Raw genomic sequence first — 20,226 nt, 5'->3', positions numbered from 1 at the left:
ATTTTGTATGGAGGCAATAACAGCTTTTTGTCTAGTTTTAGTATCACTGACGATAGGAGATGTAGTTTCAGCAAAAACTAAAGCTTTTGTTCCATCAGTTTTTGTATCAGCAATTATATTTATAGTAGGATTTTGGACTTTTTTCCCAGAAAATATCGTGGATTTAGCAGCTTTAGGGACACCATTAGCACAATTAGGCATGCTTTTATTAATAACTCATATGGGAACTATGATGAGTATTAAAGAGCTAGCAGGTCAATGGAAAACAATTGTAATAGCGTTAGCAGGAATAGTAGGAATATGTGTAGGAGCTTTGGCATTAGGAACTCTAGTGTTTGGATGGGATACAGCTGTAATCGCTACACCTCCTCTTACAGGAGGATTAGTTGCATCTATAATGATGGCAGATGCGGCTACAGCAAAAGGTCTTGCGAGTTTGGCAGTTTTAGCGATTTTAATGTATGTGGCACAAGGATTTGCAGGTTATCCTATCACAGCATTGATGCTTAAAAAAGAAGGAAAAAGACTTTTATCAGATTTTAGAAGTGGAAAAGTAACTGTAACTAAAGTTGAAGAAGAAACTGAAAAAGTACCTGAACAAAAGAGTAAGTTTAAGATAATTCCAGATTTACCTGAAAAGTACGACACAACATATATGATAATACTTAGATTAGGACTTGTAGCATGGTTAGCAGTACAATTTACAAATCTTACAAATGAAGTTGTATCAAGATATGTTATCTGTTTAATATTTGGTGTAATAGCATCAGAACTTGGAATAGTTGACAGAAAGCCACTTAATAAATCTGGTTCATTTGGATGGTTAATGACATCATTGATGGCTTTTATATTTGCAGGATTAGCAAAAGCTACACCAGCAATGCTTGCTGAAATGGCTGTTCCTCTTGTAGGAATTATAATATTTGGTGTAATAGGTATGGGAATATTCTCTATTATAGTAGGTAAATTTTTGGGTGAAAGTAAGGAAATGGCGTTTTCAGTTTCACTTACAGCACTTTATGGTTTCCCACCAAATTATATATTAACTGAAGAAGCAGTAAAGGCTCTAGCTGAAACTCCAGAAGAAAAAGAATTTCTGATGGATAAAATGCTTCCAAAGATGCTTGTTGGTGGATTTACTACAGTAACAATAGCTTCTGTAGTAATAGCAGGTATTTTTGTAAATCTTATATAAACTTTAATTAATAAATAAGGCATTTAAAAAATAAGAAGAATATGTTACACTTGGAGGTCTGGAATGAATATTAAAGAAATAACAAATGGATATAAAGATTATGTAATCAAACTTAGAAGGGAATTTCATGAAAATCCTGAAAAAAGTATGGAAGAATTTAGAACATCAAAGAGAATTAAAGAAGAGCTTGATAAAATAGGAGTACCATATGTATCATCTGGAGGGACAGGTGTAGTCGCAACTATAAAAGGAAATAATCCAGGAAAAACTGTAGCACTTAGAGGAGATATGGATGCACTTCAAGTTGTTGAGTGTACAGAAGTAGAATACAAATCAAAAAATGAGGGGCTTATGCATGCTTGTGCACATGATGGTCACACATCAATGCTTTTAGGAGCAGCTAAGGTTTTGAATGATATTAAAAATGATATTAATGGAACTGTGAAATTATTTTTTCAACCAGGAGAAGAAGTAGGTAAAGGTGCAAGAGCTATGATTAAAGATGGTGCTATGGAAGGTGTAGATGGTGTATTTGGAATTCATCTTTGGAGTGATGTAGAGTGTGGGACTGTGTCAGTTGAAGAAGGTCCAAGAATGGCTTCTGCTGATTTCTTCAAAATTACTGTAAAAGGTAAGGGTGGTCATGGTTCACTTCCTCATCAAGGTGTTGATGCGGTACTTGCAAGTTCTGCATTAGTTATGAACTTACAATCCATGGTTAGTAGAGAAGTCAGTCCTTTAGAGCCGCTAGTTGTAAGTGTTGGAATTTTAAATTCTGGAACAAGATTTAATGTAATAGCAAGTGAAGCTGTTCTAGAAGGTACAATAAGATTATTTAATCCAGAACTTAGAAAACAGATTCCTACGATTTTAGAACGTATAGCAAAATCTACAGCAGAAGCATATAGAGCAGAGGCTGAGTTAGAGTATGGATATTTAACACCAGCTGTTATAAATGACAGGGAATGTTCAAAGATAGCTACAGAAGCAGTAATTAAGCTATTTGGAAAAGAAAGTATAGCACTATTTGAAAAAGTAACAGGAGCAGAGGATTTTGCTGAGTTTATGAATATTGCACCTGGTGCATTGGCATTTGTAGGGGCTAGAAATGAAGCTAAAGGAGCTTGTTATCCTCATCATCATGGGTGTTTTAATATAGATGAGGATGCTTTAGAGATTGGAACTGCCTTATATGTTCAATATGCAGTAGACTTTTTAAATAAATAAATTTAATATACTATAAAGAAAAAGCAGAGATTAAGTTTATACTCTGCTTTTTTATTGTCTATAATTACTATAAATATTGACTATAAAAAAAAGATATGATACTATAAAAGAAAATGATAATCAATATCAATTAATAAGAAGGTGATTTAATTGAGTAATATAATGTTTGCGTTTTTAATAACTTTGTTTGCAGGTTTGTCTACTGGAATAGGAAGTTGTATAGCGTTTTTTGCTAAAAAGACCAATACTAAATTTCTTTCTGTAAGTTTAGGATTTTCTGCTGGTGTTATGATTTATGTATCTATGATAGAAATATTTCCTAAGGCACAAGAAGCTCTAACAAAGTCTATGGGAGAAAAATTAGGAAGCTGGTCAACTGTAATAGCTTTTTTTGCAGGAATGGCTATCATTGCAATTATTGATAAGTTAATTCCTCAAGAAGAAAATCCTCATGAGATAAAGAAAATGGAAAATTTGGATGAAAAAAATATACAAAAAAATAAATCTCTCTTGAGAACTGGTATATTTACAGCAATGGCTATAGCAATTCATAATTTTCCAGAAGGGTTAGCTACATTTATATCAGCGCTTGATGATGCTACAATAGCGATACCAATAGCTATAGCAATAGCTATACACAATATACCAGAAGGAATATCTGTATCTGTACCAGTGTATTACGCTACAGGAGACAAAAAGAAAGCTTTCTATTATTCCTTTTTATCTGGAATGTCAGAACCTTTAGGGGCTATTATTGGGTATGTACTTCTTAGAAATTTTCTAAATGACACTACACTTGGAATTGTGTTTGCTCTTGTGGGAGGTATTATGGTATTTATATCACTTGATGAACTATTACCATCAGCTAGAGAATATGGTGAGCATCATCTATCAATTTACGGATTAATTGCAGGAATGGTTGTTATGGCTATTAGTTTATTGCTATTTAAATAGATTTTTAGATATCCAATTGTAACCTAAAATTAATATCAAAATGATATAATTATTAAGACAGATTATCATATGTCAAAAATATCATTTTGGAGGTGAATTTTATGGAAAAGAAAATGAAGTTTAAATTTGATTGGTATAGTTCACCTGATAGGATAGAAGAATGGTTAGAAGATATGGAAGAACAAGGATATAACTTATATAAGATAAGTAAATTTGGAGGAATATTTTATTTTTATAAAGGAACTCCAAGAAAAATAAAATATGCCATTGATTATTATTATGATGCTGAGGAAGATTATTTTAATAAACATAAGTATAGAGGGTGGAATCTTATATTTAGAAGCATTGGTAGTTTTATAGGTACATCTTCATGGTATGTATGGAGTAAAACATATGAAGATGTACCTCCTAAATTGTATAGTGATTTGGATAAAAAAGATAAAGTAAAATCAATTTTATTCATGAATGTATTTTTATTTACTATTTTAGTAGTTATTTTTATATATTTATTGTTCACTGAAATAAGAAATTTATTTAATGGTTATGGAGTAGATATTTGTACTATCGCATTGCAAATTATGTTATTAATTTTGTATTTGGTACAATTATATAGAAGAATAATGTATTACTTAAGGATTAAAAAATTAACTAAATAAAGATGGAGAGTGTCTCAAAATGACTTTGAGACACTTTTTTTATCAATAAATGTTATTCTTTATATATATTCGTATCAGTTATAACCTTTTAGATTTTATTTAAATCTTGAGTATTGATAAGAATAATTTAAAAATGTTATTCTAAGGTATCGGATATTTAAAATCACATTTAAATATATCAATTAAGAAAATTCAATAGTGTGTAATAAGAAAGTGTATAAGGCGTTGTAATTAGAAAATAAAAATATATTTAAATATAATCAAATATAGTATAATACAATCACAGAAAAGTGTGATTGTATGAGTAAACACTATAAACATTTATACAAGGGTTTCAACTTCTAATTAAAAAGATGATTTAAAAATCAGGTTGAATTTCTCAGACAATAATGCTAGTGCTAAAGGAATGATAATAGATGATTAGTTGTCGCATATATGGATTAAGAAAATACAAGAAAAAGATTAGAGATAATGAGGAAGTTGAAAAGAAGTTAAAAAGAGAACTGATAAAACTTTCAAGGAAATATGAAAGTTTAAAAATAAGAAATAAAATAGAAGAAGGGAGAGCTACTAGTCAAAATATTCAAAAACAAGTAGTCAAAGTACAAAAACTTCATCAAAGATTAGCTAATATAAGAACTGATTATATAAATAAAACTATAAGCGAGATAGCGAAAAACAAGCCATCTTATATAGTAATTGAAGATTTAGCAGTTTCTAACTTGATGAAAAATAAGCATTTATCAAAAGCTATTGTGAGTCAAAAACTCTATGGATTTAGAACCAAACTAACATCTAAATGTAAGGATAATTGCATAGAACTTAGAGTTGCAGATAGATTTTATCCATCATCAAAGACTTGTAGTAAGTGTGGAGAGATTAAAAGAAACTTAAAACTCAAAGATAGAGTTTACAAATGTGAATGTGGATTATCTATAGATAGGGATTTAAATGCAAGTATTAATCTTAAAAATACTAAAAAATATAAGCTAGCTTAAAATCAAATTGATTCGCACACACGTGGTTCAAGAGTGCTTATATATGTACGGAGGGCTAACTTCGGAATTTAAGCCTTTGGAGAACTATACAAAATCGTAGTCGATTAGGTAAGGCGAGGTTCAGTGAAGAAGGAAAAATCTCTATATGGATATATTTGACCATATTTTGAGTAGCAGGAACTTATGATTAGGATAGCAATTTGTGAAGATGAAAAAGAAACACAATGTTTAATAGAAGAATATCTTTATAATATATTAAAAATTATTAATGTAGAATATGAAATACAAAAATATAGTTCTGGAGAAGATTTACTCAAAGTGAGTTTAAAAGATATAGATATACTTCTTCTTGATATACTAATGGAGCAAATGAATGGAATGGATACTGCAAGAAAGATTAGAGAAGTAGATAATAAAATGGAGATAATATTTATAACCTCCTTAATAGATTATGTGCAAGAAGGATATGAAGTAAGAGCTTATAGATATTTGTTAAAACCCATAGAATTAGAAGAATTAAAAAAACATATATTAACTTGTATTAAAGATATTGAAACAAATAAAAGTAATTACATTGTAATAAAGAACAAGTCTAATACATACAAGATTTATTTAAATGAAATAAAATATATAGAAATTCAAAAAAAAGATATGTTAATACACACAATAAATAAGGGTTTTGGAGTAAAGTATAGTCTAGGAAAAATAGAAAAAGATTTAAAACTAGATAAATTTGTAAGATGTCATAAAAGCTTTATAGTTAATCTAAGTTATGTAGAAAATATAAAGCCCAATATTGCTATTTTAGAAAGTGGAGAAGAAGTACCTATTAGTAGATATAGATATAAAGAGGTTAAGGAAAAATTTTTGAAATTTCTTGGTGATACAATATGTTAAATTTTATGTCTGATTTATTATTAATTGTATCTATATGTGTACGATTTATTATTCTGAAAAGGATATTAATTTATAAAGAAGATAATAAAAAAGACAAACAAATAGTATTTTATACTTTATTGGGATTAATTTATATTATAGTTAAAATAACTAGATTATTTAATATAGAAGAAAATTATATTAATAATATGTATTATTTGATTGATGTTGTAGTATTTATTGTATGGGCGATATATTATAATTATTTTTACAACATAGGATATATTAAATTTATAATTTTCTTTTTCCTATTTAATATTTATTATGATTGTTTTAAAGATGTTGTAGATAGAATTTTATTTTTTGTAGTTACAGGTAATTTTGTTTCATCTAAAGAGTGGCTTTTGGCATCTGATTCTGATAATATAAAGGTTTACATATACAGTAACCTACTTATTATATTTGTATATATGATACTTAGTTTTCTGTATAATCGATTTAAATTGCTTAGCCAAGATAAAAGGAATTATGTATATTTGTTATTTGCTCTAATGGCTAACACCATGAATATAATTGGAGTCTATATATCAAGAATATTAGAACGGTTTAGATGGTTACATTCAGAACCATATTATTTTGAGAATTTTGTAAATCCAAAGATAATAGGAGCTAGCACCATTGTTCTTATATTATTGTTTAGGCAAATAATAAAAGATAATAAATTAAAATCTCAGAATGAATTAATAAAAAATAAGTTAGATATGCAATATGCTCATTATTTAAGTATTCAAGAATCTCATATGAGGGTTAAGAAGCTTTATCATGACATAAACAATCATATTTGCTGTATAGATAATCTTAAAAATGATGGCAAAGAAATTAATGAATATATAAATAATTTAAAAGATGAAATTAGAGAGTTCAAATCTATTTATAATACAGGAAACATGATATTAGACATTATAATCAATGAGAAGAGTGAAATATCTGCAAAAAAGGGAATTAAATTTATTTGTGACATAAACTTTTCAAAAGTTGATTTTATAAAACCCATAGATGTGTCAAGCATATTTGCCAATATTTTAGATAATGCAATAGAAGCATGTGAGAAAATATCAGATGAAAATATTGATAGATATATTAGAATTAAAGGAACTATAACAAAATCATTTTTTGTACTTAAATGTGAGAATAGTAAAGCAAATAATGTTATTTCTAATAAAAATATACTGTTAACAGATAAGATGGATAAATTTGTACATGGAATAGGAATTCAAAGTATTAAATCGTCTTTACAAGAGTATAATGGAGAATTATTATTTGAAAATCAGAAAGACAAATTTATACTAAATATATGCATACCATTGAATCAAGATGCTGACAGTTGGGTCGATTAAGTTACTAGTTGGGGCATCTATATTGATACTTAAAAATAAGGATGTTATCTTTTTAATAATAAAAGATAACATCCTTATTTTTAAGCATAAAGAAATTTATAATTTTACTAATCTTAATTATAAGAATTAGTTACAAAGAAAGGTGATATATATTGAAAAACTAACCATAAAAATAATAAAAATACAAGATATTGTAATACAGGATGTAATTAATAAAAACTTGAAAAGTAGAAATACAATGGAGGAAAATATATATGAAGGCGAAAAAATATATTTTAGCTATGATAGTAATTTTAAGTATAAGTTCAAGCTTAATGGTAGGATGCACAACAACTGTATCCAATGAAGATTTAAATAACTCAGAGCAAGCTAGTGAAAATTCATCAAACAACTCAATTGAAGCTAAAAAAAATGACTCTATTAAATTATTTGAGGATTACTCAAATAAAGCTAGTACTGTAGAAGGATTGGAAGAAGTTAAAAAAGATTTATCTCAAAAATTTTCAAAGGCTATAACGGATAGTGGTTATAAGGTAGTTAATTCAAATTCAGATGGAAGTTTTGTAGTTTCTATAAATGGATTTGAAAAGCCACCTGAAAAAGATATTAGAAGTTTATTTTACTCTATGTCTGAAGATAACAAAAAAGGAAAATCAGTAGTAGATATTCTCTGTGCTAAAGAATATCCTGATAATAAAAAGTTAGCTGAAAGTGATAAATATATTAAATTTATGTACAACATATTTAAGTCATTAACTAATACTGATTTAACTGAGAAAGATTTTTCAGATAAAGTTATAAAAATATTTAATGAAGGTGTAGGCTATGTAGAACTTCCCTATATGAATGATATACATGTTGAAGTTAACAAAGTTAAAAAATCTACTAAAGTACTAAAATTGAGTTTAGAATATGAATTTGATATTTCAAGTCATTAATGTAATAAATAAATTATGACAGGTTAGAAATAAATTATAAAATAAAATTCATATTTATCTTTAGTAATGTTTTTTATTCAAAAATATATTATTTGTGGTTGCCATTTTATGTTAAAGGACAGTATAATATAATTAAAGTATGTTATAACATACAAAAGTTAATATATATTATCCAAAGGGGGATTTTAAATGAGTCAAACTGATAGAATAGAAGCATTTAGACAAGAATACGTTAATTCTAAACCTATGATATGTTGTGAAAGGGCTAGAATTTTTACAGAATCACATAAAAAGACTGAGGGAGAAGCCATATGTATAAGAAGAGCGAAAGCCTTTTTAGATGCATGCAAAGAACTTCCTATAAAAATATTTGAGAATGAATTAATTGTAGGTACAGCTGGTAAATTTAGAAGAACAGGTATATTAACACCAGAATTTTCTTGGCAATGGGTAGATAAGGAAATGGATACTTTTGATGAAAGAACTCAAGACCCATATGTCATATCAAAAGAGCAAATAGAATTTATAAGAAAAGAGATATTTCCATATTGGAAGGGTAAATCTTTGGAAGAAGTTTTTTTAGCAAGAATTCCAGAAGATACAGCTAAGATATTGGTAGATACAGGAATAATAGATAATGATTCTAAGTGGAGACAGGCAGTAGGGGAAGTAACTCCAGATTATCAAGATATACTATTTGTAAAAGGATATAAGGGGATAAAGAAAGAAGCAGATAAGAAGATAAAAGAATTAGATATATCAATTTCAGAAAATATTGAAAAAATAGATTTCTATAAGTCTATTTCTATTGTTGCAGATGGTATCATGACATTGGCAAATAGATATTCAAAACTTGCAAAAGAAATGAGTGAATCAGAGAAAGATTCAAAAAGAAAGTTAGAACTTATAAAAATATCAGAAGTATGTGAGAATGTACCAGCAAATCCTCCAACTAGTTTTTATGAAGCGATACAATTTGTATGGTTTGTGCAATTAGGTGGTGTTTTATCTGAAAATCCATTAGCATTGAACTTAGGTAGATTTGACCAATATATGTATCCATATTATGAAAAAGATACTAAAAAAGGAAATATAACTAAATCAGAGGCTCAAGAGTTGATAGAGGCTCTATGGATTAAGCTATCAGAGTGGGTATGGACAATATCAGCAAATACAGCAAATTATTTTGCAGGATACAACCAATTTCAAAACCTTACTGTTGGTGGCAAAAAGAGAAATGGAACTGATGGAACGAATGATATTTCATATATGTGTTTAAAGGCAACAGAAAGTGTAAAAACTCATCAACCAGGTTTAAGTGTTAGAATAAGTCAGGGAGCACCAGATGATTTTGTTATGGCAGTTGCGAAATTAGTAAAACAAGGTACTGGTTTTCCTGCTATACACAGTGATAGTGCAGGGGCACAAATGTTACTTCAAGATGGATATGATGCAGAAGATGCAAGAGATTGGAGCAATTGTGGTTGTGTAGTTCCTCACTTTAGAAAGACAGGTCAATGGACTTCAGCAGTAAATATTAATTTTGCAGCAGCACTAGAATATGCTATGAATGAAGGGAAGAGTAGATTAACTGGAGAAAAAATGGGGTTAGATGTAAAAAATATCAATGAATTTGCATCTTTTGAAGAAGTTAAAGAAGAGTTTTTAAAGCAACTAGCATATCTTATCAAGAATTCTGTTATAGGAACTACTGTTGCTCAACAAATTCATAAAGAAATAGTACCAAGACCATTTTTATCTACCTGTGTAGATGGTTGTTTGGATAAAGGTATTGATTTAAGTAAAGGTGGGGCAAAATACAATATAGGACCTGTTTTAACAGGCATAGGTCTAGGTGTAGTTTCAAACTCGTTGGCAGCTATAAAAAAATTAGTATTTGAAGATAAGGTGACTACATTAGAAGAGTTAACAAAAGCATTAAATAATGACTGGGAAGGCTATGAAGAATTAAGAAAACTTGCCTTAGATGTTCCTAAATATGGAAATGACAATGATTATGTAGATTCATTGGCTATTGAAGTTTCTGATTTTTATTACAGTGAAACTAGAAAATATAAGGATATTTTTGGTTCTAAATTTAATAGTGCATTTATGGGTATATCAAATTATGTTCCAACTGGAAAAATAGTAGGTGCAACTCCATGTGGAAGAAAAGCTACAAAACCTTTGACAGAAGGAGTTTCTCCATTTGTTGGAACTGATACAACAAGTCCATTGGCAGCTATGAAATCTGCATCAAAAATAAATCATGATGTTCACACTGGAGGAACACTTCTAAATTTGAGATTTAATCAAGATTTGGTTGAAACAGAAAGAGGGCTTAGAAATCTAACTTCTATGGTAAAATCATATTTTGCACTAGGTGGATTCCACGTACAATTTAATACAATATCAAATGATGTCTTATTAAAAGCTCAAGAAAATCCAGAAGAATATAAAGATTTATTAGTTAGAGTTGCTGGATATAGTACTCAATTTGTTAATTTATCAAGAGAGATGCAAGATGCTATAATAGCCAGAAACTCACACAGTAAATTTTAATTATGAGGTAGATTATGAGTAAAAAAGGTAAAGTTGTAAAGGTACAACATTTTTCAGTAAATGATGGTGATGGAATAAGGACTACTATATTTTTAGAAGGATGCAAATTAAAATGTAAGTGGTGTTCTAATCCAGATTCATGGAGCAATATATTAAAGCTAGGAGTCATGAAGGATAAGTGTATATCTTGTAATAGGTGTACAGATGTTTGTCCTCAAAATATAAGTTCATTATTTGACAGAAGTCAAATAAATGATAAGTGTGATTTGTGTGGAAAATGTGTTAAAACATGTCTTAATGATGCTATCTGTATAATGACTGAAGAAATGACTGTTGAAGAGATTGTAAAGGAAGTTGAAAAAGATTTTATATTTTTCTTTGAGTCTAACGGAGGAGTAACTTTTTCTGGAGGAGAACCCACACTTCAAATTGAATTTTTAAGAGAATTAGTTGATGCTTTTTATAATAAAGGTATAAACATAGCAATTGAGACTTGTGGATATTTTGAGTGGGATAAAGTGAAGGATGTCTTTGAAAAAATAGACCATATATTTGTAGATATAAAATCTATGGATGATAATGTTCACAGAGCATATACAGGAGTAAGTAACGAGATAATATTAGAAAATATATGTAGACTTTCAAAATTAAACAAATCTATGGTTATAAGAGTACCAATTATTTCTGGAGTGAATGATAGTGAAGAAAATATAAGAAACACTGCATTATTTGTAAAGCAAAATGTTTTAGGTGGAAAGATGGAATTACTTCCATATCATAAATTTGGACTTGATAAATATAAAGCATTAGGGCTTGAAGATTATATGTATGAATTTGATGAAATTTGTAATAGCCATATGTTAAAATTAAAAGAGATAGTAGAGCTTACAGGAGTAAAAATCATAGAATACAAATAGGCTATCAGGAGGATTTTAACATGGATAATAAATTTCCTAATGTAGGAGAAAACTTAAGGTTATTAAGACAAGATATGGGTATAAGTTTAGATAAAGCTTCAAAGATGACAGGAGTTAGTAAAGCAATGCTGGGGCAGATTGAAAGAGGTGAATCTAGCCCCACTGTATCTACCTTATGGAAAATTTCATCTGGATTCAAAATAAACTTTACGACACTGTTAAATGAAAATACAAACACTTATGAGGTTATAAAAAAAGAGGATGTAGAACCTATTATTGAACAACAAGGCAATATGAAGTTGTATCCTATATATCCTTTTAGCCCTCAAAGGAGGTTTGAACTTTTTATAATTGAGCTTGAAGCAAATTGTACTCATGTTTCATCTACACATAGTCATGTTCTGGAAGAGTATGTACTTGTAATAGAAGGTAAACTTGAACTTAATGTAGATGGAAAAACTTATATTTTAGAGTCTGGACATTCAATTAGATTTGATGGAACACTAGAACATTTATATAAAAATTTAAATAACGGAAGAACTGTATTTCATAATATAGAAGTTTATAGATAATTTTATAGTTATCTATTTTGGGAATAAATATTTATTACCAAAATGGATAACTTATTTTTATAATGTCGAAAAGATTTGTATGCATGTACTAACATTATTGTTTTAAAATAAACATAAAAGCATTATAATAATATTAATAAAATATAATAAAAAGGAAGAATATATGATTATGAAAGTTATATTGACAGTATTAGTATTAGCAATCTTATATATTCTGTATAAGTATGAGACTCAACATATAGAAACAACAGAATATACCATATTTAATGAAAAAATTCCAAAAGAATTTAATGATTTTAAAATAGTTCAAGTAAGTGATTTACATAATAAGGTATTTGATAAAAACAATAATAAAACATTGATAGATAAAATTGAATCCTTAAATCCAGATGTTATATTTATAACAGGAGACTTAGTTGATGGAGAAAATAAAAATTTTCAAATTGCATTAGATTTAATTGATAATTTAGTAAAAAAATATGAAGTGTACCATATAATTGGAAATCATGAACAAAAATCTTTAATAAAAAAATACAAACATCTATATAGGGATTATTTTAAGGAATTGTATTCAAAAAAAATAATAAATATGGAAAATGAATCTGTAAGAATATATAAAGGAGATAGTTATATTAATCTATATGGTTTAATCATACCATTGGAATGCTATCCATATTTTTTTGCTAATAATAAAAAGTTAGAATTGCGTGACAGTTTTGTACAAGATAAGTTAGGTAAAATAAACGAAAATGAGTATAATATGCTTTTAGCTCATACACCGTTTTTCTTTGAAAAATATGTAAAATGGGGAGCTGATTTAGTTCTGGCTGGTCATGTTCATGGTGGTATAATAAGAATACCTTTTATTGGAGGTGTACTATCTCCAAATAGAGAGTTTTTTCCTAAGTATGATTGGGGAAAATATGAAAAAGGTAGTAGCACTATGGTTTTAAATAAAGGCTTAGGAGGTTCAAAAGTTCTCATTAGACTTAATTGTAAACCAGAAGTAGTAAGAATTACATTAAAGTCTAATTAATAAGGTTTTTTGTGTATATAAACATCAATGACATATATATAAAATTGGTGTAAAACCCTATTAAATAGATACAATTATTAATTTTTAATAATTATTTAATTAATGTAAATAAATTGTTATTTTTAGCATGTAATATTTAAAATATAGGGGGTAGTTAAAAATCATGGGTGATATAATTAGATTTTATGAATCTGTAAAAAACAAATATCCGAAATTAAAAGATGGAACTAGAGTTCATATGTGGCCGAAAGAAAATATCATAATTGGACCTATTTATGATGAGGCAAATGGATATGAAAAAAGTATAGGAAGTGTGGATAGTTTAAGTTGGAAGCAAGTTGTTGTACTAGCAGAATGTGATGGGAAAAATACTACTAAAGATATATTAGATATATTATCCAACAGATATAGAAATGTCCCTGACATGAGAGATAAGGTTATGGAATTTTTTATGTTTTATGATAATGAATATTTAACCTTTGAAGATGAGGAACAAACATTATCAAGTGTTTTTGAGATAACAGGAAATAAAGTATATCTTACACCTTTATACTTTACAATAGAGATAGATGGTAATGACAATAGGGTTCAATATTTTTCTGAAGTTATAAGTTTATTAAAGTGTATGTATGAAAAAGGGTGTAGGTTTATAGAAGTTATTGGTGAAGGTATTCTAAAAAACAAAGATATGAAAGAAGTATTTCAATATATGTTAGACCATTTTGATTTAATTATAGTAACTAAAGATAGTTTTACTATTGAAAGAAGTTTGATAAGAGAATTAGATGATTATCGTCATAAAGTAATATGGAATGTATATTCAGAGAATGACAACATACATGTTAAATTAAAAGAAGATATAAAAATAACTAGTTTGATAAAAAGAGGGCATACAGTAGTAAGGGGAGCTAGAGGAAGAGCAATAAAAATAGAAGATATGAGGTTTAAAGATATAAGAGAAAGATTTTCAAAATATGGTGCAGAATGGAGCCATGTATATATTTCTTCTGATGGCAGTGTAAAATCTTATTCCATTCAAAAAGAAAAAAGAGTCTATTTAGGCAATATATTTGACAATTCAGTTGAAGAAATTTTATTAGAAATGCAAAATAAGATTGATAATCAAGAGATTGTATATCAATAATTATCAAAATTAAGTTTTAGGAATAATTTATGATTGATTGTTTAGTTTTGTGTTAATAATCGTTAATGAGGTGATGTAACTTGTTAAGATTATTGAACAAATTTTTTTATGATGTTTTACTTAAATGTTGGATTTTTATGATGTTATGGATTTTTAGAGAACTTTTTACAGATACAAAATTAGTCAAAAAATTTAAACTTCATAAAATATTTATGTAAAAATCATATAAAATTCATATAACAGATGTATTATATAGAGTATAGAAAGACTAGCTTAAAAACCATAATATAATACCCTATTGTAATGATAACCCTCCCTCACATCCTCAAATAGAGTTATCATTACAAGAATTAATCCATAAATTTAAAATTTATGGTTTTTTTTTATTTAATTTGTTTTATTATCTAGGAATATGATTTATTATAGAATATATAATAAGTAATATAAAATACATTTGATTAAGTTTTTGACATGTTTTTAACTATACTAATAAGGAGGAGTATTTATGAATGTAAATAATCGCAAGTGCCCAGAGTGTGGTGAACATAGTAAAAAATTTGAAGTAATAGAAGAGTGTGAGGAGTGTGTGACATTTGAATGTTACACTTGTGGAACTATATCTATATTAAAGTATTGCGACAACTGTAAAGAATTTGTATTTGTAAATATTCCAAATAATGTAGAGACCTATGAGTATTGTTGCAGTAGATGTAATAATAAGATTTAATATAATTAAAATATATAATTTCATATGTTGTTTATACAAATATCATATAAAATTCATATATGTAATGTATTATAGAAATATAGAAAGAACTAGCTTAAAACATAATATAATTACCCTAAATTTATAATGGCAACTCTCCCTCACATCCTCAAATATAGTTGTCATTATAAAATACTTTGGCTGTTTCAAAAATGTAAAATCATTTTAGAAGCAGTCTATTTTTTTATAAAAAATAAAGAAGGCAACGGGAAGCCTTCTTTCGTGTAAAAAAAGTTTAATTTTTTGTTAAGATTTGTTTGTTTATTTTATATTATCTTTATAATATGTTTTTATTTGAAGGTTGGCAATGGATTTTGCACAACTGGTCATTATGAATGTAAAAGTGGAATATTATTAATAAATAATAATTACAAAATTGTAATTATTATTTATTAAGCAAATGCGTAAAATATCACATTAATGGGTATATAATTAATAATATACTAGTTTGGGGAGGATAAAATTATGAATTATAAAACAATCATATTAAATAGAAAGTCTGTTAGAGAATATAAAAAGACAGATATTAAAAAAGAGTATCTTAGTGAGATTAAGAAATACTCAGAATCTTGTAAGAAACTAGTTCCAGAGATAGACGTTGATATAAGAGTAATGAATAGAAGTGAAGTTTTTGACAATTTAGATAAAATAGCAGGATATAAAGGAAACATGATAGATGCTCCAAGTTATATTATAATATTATCTGAAGTAAAAGATAATTACATCGAAAATTCAGGATACATAGGAGAAAATATAATTTTTAAGGTAACAGACCTTGGAATAGGTTCTTGTTGGGTTACTTTTGAGGATAGTAAAAAGGTATTAGATAAACTTGGAATTGACTCAGACAAAGAGATAACAGGAATTATTGCCATTGGATATGGAGAAAATGCAAGCAATACTAAAGTACTAAATGCTACAAAGACTGGTGATAATTATTCAAAATCTGATATGCAAGTTGTTTCAGACAATAGTTCTTCTCGTTTAGGTGTAGAAGAAGTAGTTTATATGGATGAGTGGGGAAATAATGCAAATACAAATATATTAGAAGAGAGAGCGCTTCTTGATGCATTCCATTATGCAAGATTAGCTCCATCTACATTAAATAGACAACCATGGAGATTTATAGTTGATGGAGGAGTTGTAGTTTTAGCAGTTAGAAAAGATGGTCATACTAATTTGTATGAAGAAAAAATAGATGTTGGTATAGTTATGCTTTATTTTGCAACAATAATAAGTGCAACTATGTTTGAGTTAAAATGGAATTTAGGTACTCCAGACAAAGATTATAAAATACCAGAAGACTATAAAATAGTTGGATATTGTAATATATAAAACAGTTTAATATTTAATTTAGTTTTACTTAAATTAATTTCTATAAAGAGTTCAATGCATTATATGGAATAATGTCATTGAACTCTTTTGTTGTATAGTTGTATAATCTAATTTCAGCATTATTAGTTGATAAATTTTATGTAAAAGAGGATTATTAATGTAAATTATTGGACTTGATATAAAGCCAATATAAAATTGATAGCTAAATGAGTAAATGTTATACTTTAAACTGAATCTGTATCTATTGTTGAAATAGTATTTTAAATCTTACAATTTTGTGCATAGATTGAGAGGTATATTATTTTATTAAACTGTATAATTTGCTTGGAGGGAATGTTAAATGGAATGGATAAATAAATTAAATCAAGCTATTACTTATATTGAAGACAATCTTGAAAGTGGAGTGGATTATGCAGAAGCAGCAAAAATTGCATGTTGTTCAACCTTCCATTTTCAAAGAATGTTCTCATATATTGCAGAAGTACCTTTGTCTGAATATATTAGACGTAGACGTATGACTAAGGCAGCATTTGAACTACAAAATAGTAATATTAAAATTTTAGAGCTGTCTGAGAAATATGGTTATGATTCACCTACATCTTTTAATAGGGCTTTTCAAAATATACATAGCATTTCCCCTTCTGCGGCTAGAGCAAAGGGAGTTGTTTTAAAAGCATATCCCAAGATGACATTAACTATTTATGTAAAAGGGAACTTAGAAATGCAGTATCGTATTGTAGAAAAGAAAGGATTCCGTATTGTTGGTATAAAAGAAAGTATGAATATGATTGTAGAAGAGTGTTTTGATAAAGTTCCTAAATTGTGGGATAAATCCATAAAAAATGGAACAATTGATAAGATTTCAGAGTTAATAAATAACGAACCTTATGGGTTGCTTGGAGTTAGTGTATGTACAGATAGTAAAGGTTTAGATTATTACATTGCTGTCTCAACGGATAATCCTATAGTAGAAAATACTTATGAATACTTTATACCATCAGGTACATGGGCAGTATTTGAATGTATTTCCCCAATGCCAAATGCTTTGGCAATACAAGAATTACAAAAAAGAATTATTACTGAATGGTTACCAAGCTCTGGATATGTATATGCTAATGTACCAGATATTGAACTTTATCCTAATGGTGATATTAATGCTCCTGATTATACAACAGAAGTTTGGATTCCAATTAAGAAACAATCCCAAAATTAACGAACAATATAAACCTTTAAAATTACAGACTGGAAATGGTCTGTTATTTTTTTTTGATAAATGGAAAGCATACTTTACATAAGATGGATATCGTTGTATAATTATGGAAAGTAGACTTTACATAAATGAGGTATTAAAGGAGAGCAAAGTGAAAAATAGATTAGAAGAAATAAGAAAAAAGAGAGGTATAAAACAAGAAGAACTTGCATCTGCTTTGCAAGTATCAAGGCAAACTATAGGTTCATTAGAAAATGGTAGATATAATCCTTCTATCATATTAGCTTTTAAGATAGCAAGATATTTTGATATGAATATTGAAGAAATATTTATTTATGAGGAGGAGTAAAAATGAAAAAGGACAGATTATATGTTGGAATTGGATATTTTATTTGTGGAATTTTACTTGTTTTATTGGCTACACTTACAGAGTTTTCATTTGAGGCTTTGATTTGGGGATTATCTGGAGCTACTTTGGGTCCTGGGGTATGTATGATTTTTCAATATATATATTGGAGTAAACCAGAAAGAGCTGTAGAATATAAAGAAAAGATAGAGAATCAAAGGATAGAGATGAATGATGAAAGAAGAATTATGTTACGTGACAAATCTGGACGTATTACTAATCAAATCATGTCTTATGTTTTCGTAATTCTTATACTTATTGTTTCTATATTGAGTGTGTTCTCTGTAATGCTGACAAGTAGGTGGGTTTTAATTGTTCTTGGATTACTTATTTTATTTCAATTTATTTGTGGTGCTGTTGTATATAATAAATTAGATAAAAAGTTGTAATGAATTATAACACTGAATATAAAATTATATAAAAGCAAATTAGTTTATAAATTGACAGTATAAGCTTAAACTATATGTATAAATTCTTAAAAGCCACAAGTATTATATATTGTGGCTTTTTTATATGGAATTCTATATGTTTTGAAGAGAAGTACTATAGTATTATCATTACTTATGAATGATTTTTATAGATTACAAAATAGGCTAGTCTTCATATAAATTACCACTATTTTTTTTATTAAGAGTTCCTTCTAATTCAATCATTAGAAATTTTGTAAGTTTTTTAACTACTGGTCTATGTATTGTATTTTGAGGTACAATGATAAATTCTCCTTCTTTAACTTCTGTTAATCCTTCTGGAGTTTCCAAATTAAATCCTCCCTCTATTACATAAAACAATTCATCTGATTTTTCATGAACATGAAAATCTAAGCTTCTATTTGCTACTTATACAACACTTAGTATATTATTGTTTATTTTTCCTAATTTTTTGTATACGTACAGTTGTTCAATATTATTTACTTCTTCAATTATATTAGTTTTTGATAACATTAGAATCTCCTTTAGATTTTATTTTTGTTTGACTTTTAGTATATCTGTATGTTAACATCAATCTAATTATTTGTGAAATAGATTGATTTGATTATATCAATCTGATATTTAGATGAAATGAGGTACATAGATATGGAATTAAAGCATTTAAATACATTTTTAACACTTAGTAAAATTAAAAATTTTACTAGAACTGCTGAACATTTGAACTATGCACAATCAAATATTACAGCTCATATACAACAATTAGAAAAGGAATTGGATGTACATCTCTTTGAACGTATAGGAAAAAGTGTAGAATTGACTAGAGAAGGTGAGAAGTTGGTTCCATATGCTGAAAAAATGCTTTTATTATCATCTGATATAAAAAAGATGTATAAAGAGAAAGATAATTATGGGCGTATTGTTATTGGAGCATCAGAATCTATTTGTATTTTTAAGTTACCTGAGATTATCAAAGTATATAAAGAGAAATATCCAGATGTTGACCTTTTTATAAAAACTCTAGATTCTTCTGATTTTGTTCCTTTACTTGCTGATAATACGATTGACATAGCATTTATACTTGATTTACCTATAAATGATAAATCTACTATTTCTGTATTAAAAAATGAGGAGCCAATCTGTATCTTATCAGTTCCAGAAACTAAGTTAGCCTTAAAAGAAAAGGTGTATATTCAGGATTTTAAAAATGTTCCATTTATTTTGACAGTAAAGAGTTGTTGTTATAGAAGTTTATTTGAGAAAGAGCTATCTGAATCATCTATAGTACCCAAAATAGTTCTTGAAACTGGAAGTATTCAGGTAATTAAACAAACAGTACTTAGTGGGCTTGGATTGTGCCTTCTTCCAGAGCTTGCAGTAGAAAAGGAATTAAAAAAACATGAATTGGTTAAGATTCCTTATACTACAGACTATAATATTTTTTCACAATTAATTTATCATAAGGATAAGTGGCTGTCTAAGAATTTTTGTGATTTTATCTCTATTGTAAAAAAGACGTATGGGATTATTTTTTAATTGTTTATGCTATGCTAATATAAGATATATATTGATATTTTTAAAAAGATAACATAGTGTAGAGAGGTTGTTTATA

At 27.6% G+C, this 20,226-nt stretch carries 18 protein-coding genes and 2 pseudogenes; 19 read left to right on the top strand and 1 reads right to left on the bottom strand.

Translation table 11 applies throughout. The features are described 5' to 3' along the window. Nucleotides 1-7 precede the first annotated feature (7 nt). From JJC01_15200 to JJC01_15115, 18 genes and pseudogenes are all read left to right on the top strand, one after another. Nucleotides 8-1,195: a hypothetical protein gene (locus JJC01_15200; protein ID UDN57509.1), complete on the top strand. Its 1,188-nt coding sequence runs from the start codon at nt 8-10 to the stop codon at nt 1,193-1,195. A 63-nt stretch (nt 1,196-1,258) separates the two neighbouring features. Beyond that, a complete protein-coding gene (locus JJC01_15195) occupies nt 1,259-2,422 on the top strand; it encodes an amidohydrolase (GenBank protein ID UDN57508.1) in 1,164 nt (387 codons plus the stop codon). A gap of 150 nt (nt 2,423-2,572) precedes the next feature. Further along, nucleotides 2,573-3,376, top strand: a complete 804-nt coding sequence (gene zupT / locus JJC01_15190) for a zinc transporter ZupT (GenBank protein UDN57507.1) — start codon at nt 2,573-2,575, stop codon at nt 3,374-3,376. 101 nt (nt 3,377-3,477) lie between these two features. Then, the gene (locus JJC01_15185) at nt 3,478-4,032 is read left to right on the top strand and encodes a DUF2812 domain-containing protein (GenBank protein UDN57506.1); all 555 of its coding nucleotides are present in this window, start codon (nt 3,478-3,480) and stop codon (nt 4,030-4,032) included. Nucleotides 4,033-4,505: 473 nt separating this feature from the next. Beyond that, nucleotides 4,506-5,030 (top strand): annotated as a pseudogene (locus JJC01_15180) (transposase). 183 nt (nt 5,031-5,213) lie between these two features. After that, a complete protein-coding gene (locus tag JJC01_15175) occupies nt 5,214-5,927 on the top strand; it encodes a response regulator transcription factor (GenBank protein UDN57505.1) in 714 nt (237 codons plus the stop codon). After that, nucleotides 5,921-7,303, top strand: a complete 1,383-nt coding sequence (locus JJC01_15170) for a GHKL domain-containing protein (GenBank protein UDN57504.1) — start codon at nt 5,921-5,923, stop codon at nt 7,301-7,303. Before JJC01_15175 ends, JJC01_15170 begins: the two co-directional genes overlap by 7 nt. 254 nt (nt 7,304-7,557) lie before the next feature. Then, nucleotides 7,558-8,241 carry a hypothetical protein gene (locus JJC01_15165; protein ID UDN57503.1) on the top strand — a complete coding sequence of 228 codons (684 nt, stop codon included), beginning with the start codon at nt 7,558-7,560 and terminating at the stop codon, nt 8,239-8,241. 189 nt (nt 8,242-8,430) lie between these two features. Further along, on the top strand, nt 8,431-10,803 hold the full coding sequence (locus JJC01_15160) for a formate C-acetyltransferase/glycerol dehydratase family glycyl radical enzyme (GenBank protein ID UDN57502.1): 2,373 nt from the start codon (nt 8,431-8,433) through the stop codon (nt 10,801-10,803). Between the two features lie 14 nt (nt 10,804-10,817). Then, the gene (locus JJC01_15155; GenBank protein UDN57501.1) at nt 10,818-11,720 is read left to right on the top strand and encodes a glycyl-radical enzyme activating protein; all 903 of its coding nucleotides are present in this window, start codon (nt 10,818-10,820) and stop codon (nt 11,718-11,720) included. A 20-nt stretch (nt 11,721-11,740) separates the two neighbouring features. Further along, a complete protein-coding gene (locus tag JJC01_15150) occupies nt 11,741-12,292 on the top strand; it encodes a helix-turn-helix domain-containing protein (GenBank protein UDN57500.1) in 552 nt (183 codons plus the stop codon). Between the two features lie 163 nt (nt 12,293-12,455). After that, nucleotides 12,456-13,328, top strand: coding sequence for a metallophosphoesterase (locus JJC01_15145; protein ID UDN57499.1), 873 nt, complete (start codon nt 12,456-12,458; stop codon nt 13,326-13,328). A 163-nt stretch (nt 13,329-13,491) separates the two neighbouring features. After that, on the top strand, nt 13,492-14,472 hold the full coding sequence (locus tag JJC01_15140) for a hypothetical protein (GenBank protein UDN57498.1): 981 nt from the start codon (nt 13,492-13,494) through the stop codon (nt 14,470-14,472). A 505-nt stretch (nt 14,473-14,977) separates the two neighbouring features. Further along, the gene (locus tag JJC01_15135) at nt 14,978-15,199 is read left to right on the top strand and encodes a hypothetical protein (protein ID UDN57497.1); all 222 of its coding nucleotides are present in this window, start codon (nt 14,978-14,980) and stop codon (nt 15,197-15,199) included. 504 nt (nt 15,200-15,703) lie between these two features. Beyond that, entirely contained in the window at nt 15,704-16,573 is an 870-nt protein-coding gene (locus JJC01_15130) for a nitroreductase family protein (GenBank protein UDN57496.1), read from the top strand. Nucleotides 16,574-16,913: 340 nt separating this feature from the next. After that, nucleotides 16,914-17,786: an AraC family transcriptional regulator gene (locus tag JJC01_15125; GenBank protein ID UDN57495.1), complete on the top strand. Its 873-nt coding sequence runs from the start codon at nt 16,914-16,916 to the stop codon at nt 17,784-17,786. A 148-nt stretch (nt 17,787-17,934) separates the two neighbouring features. After that, entirely contained in the window at nt 17,935-18,132 is a 198-nt protein-coding gene (locus tag JJC01_15120; GenBank protein ID UDN57494.1) for a helix-turn-helix transcriptional regulator, read from the top strand. A 2-nt stretch (nt 18,133-18,134) separates the two neighbouring features. Further along, a complete protein-coding gene (locus JJC01_15115; GenBank protein ID UDN57493.1) occupies nt 18,135-18,578 on the top strand; it encodes a hypothetical protein in 444 nt (147 codons plus the stop codon). Between the two features lie 204 nt (nt 18,579-18,782). Here the strand turns inward: JJC01_15115 and JJC01_15110 are convergent. Next, nucleotides 18,783-19,130: pseudogene (locus JJC01_15110) on the bottom strand (cupin domain-containing protein). Between the two features lie 132 nt (nt 19,131-19,262). Between JJC01_15110 and JJC01_15105 the strand changes: the two are divergent. Continuing rightward, nucleotides 19,263-20,150 carry a LysR family transcriptional regulator gene (locus JJC01_15105; GenBank protein UDN57492.1) on the top strand — a complete coding sequence of 296 codons (888 nt, stop codon included), beginning with the start codon at nt 19,263-19,265 and terminating at the stop codon, nt 20,148-20,150. The last annotated feature ends 76 nt before the right edge of the window (nt 20,151-20,226 follow it).

The sequence above is a fragment of the Clostridioides sp. ES-S-0010-02 genome (assembly GCA_020641055.1).
In the GTDB taxonomy this organism is placed as follows: Bacteria; Bacillota; Clostridia; order Peptostreptococcales; family Peptostreptococcaceae; genus Clostridioides.
This window is presented reverse-complemented; position numbering and strand designations above follow the sequence as displayed.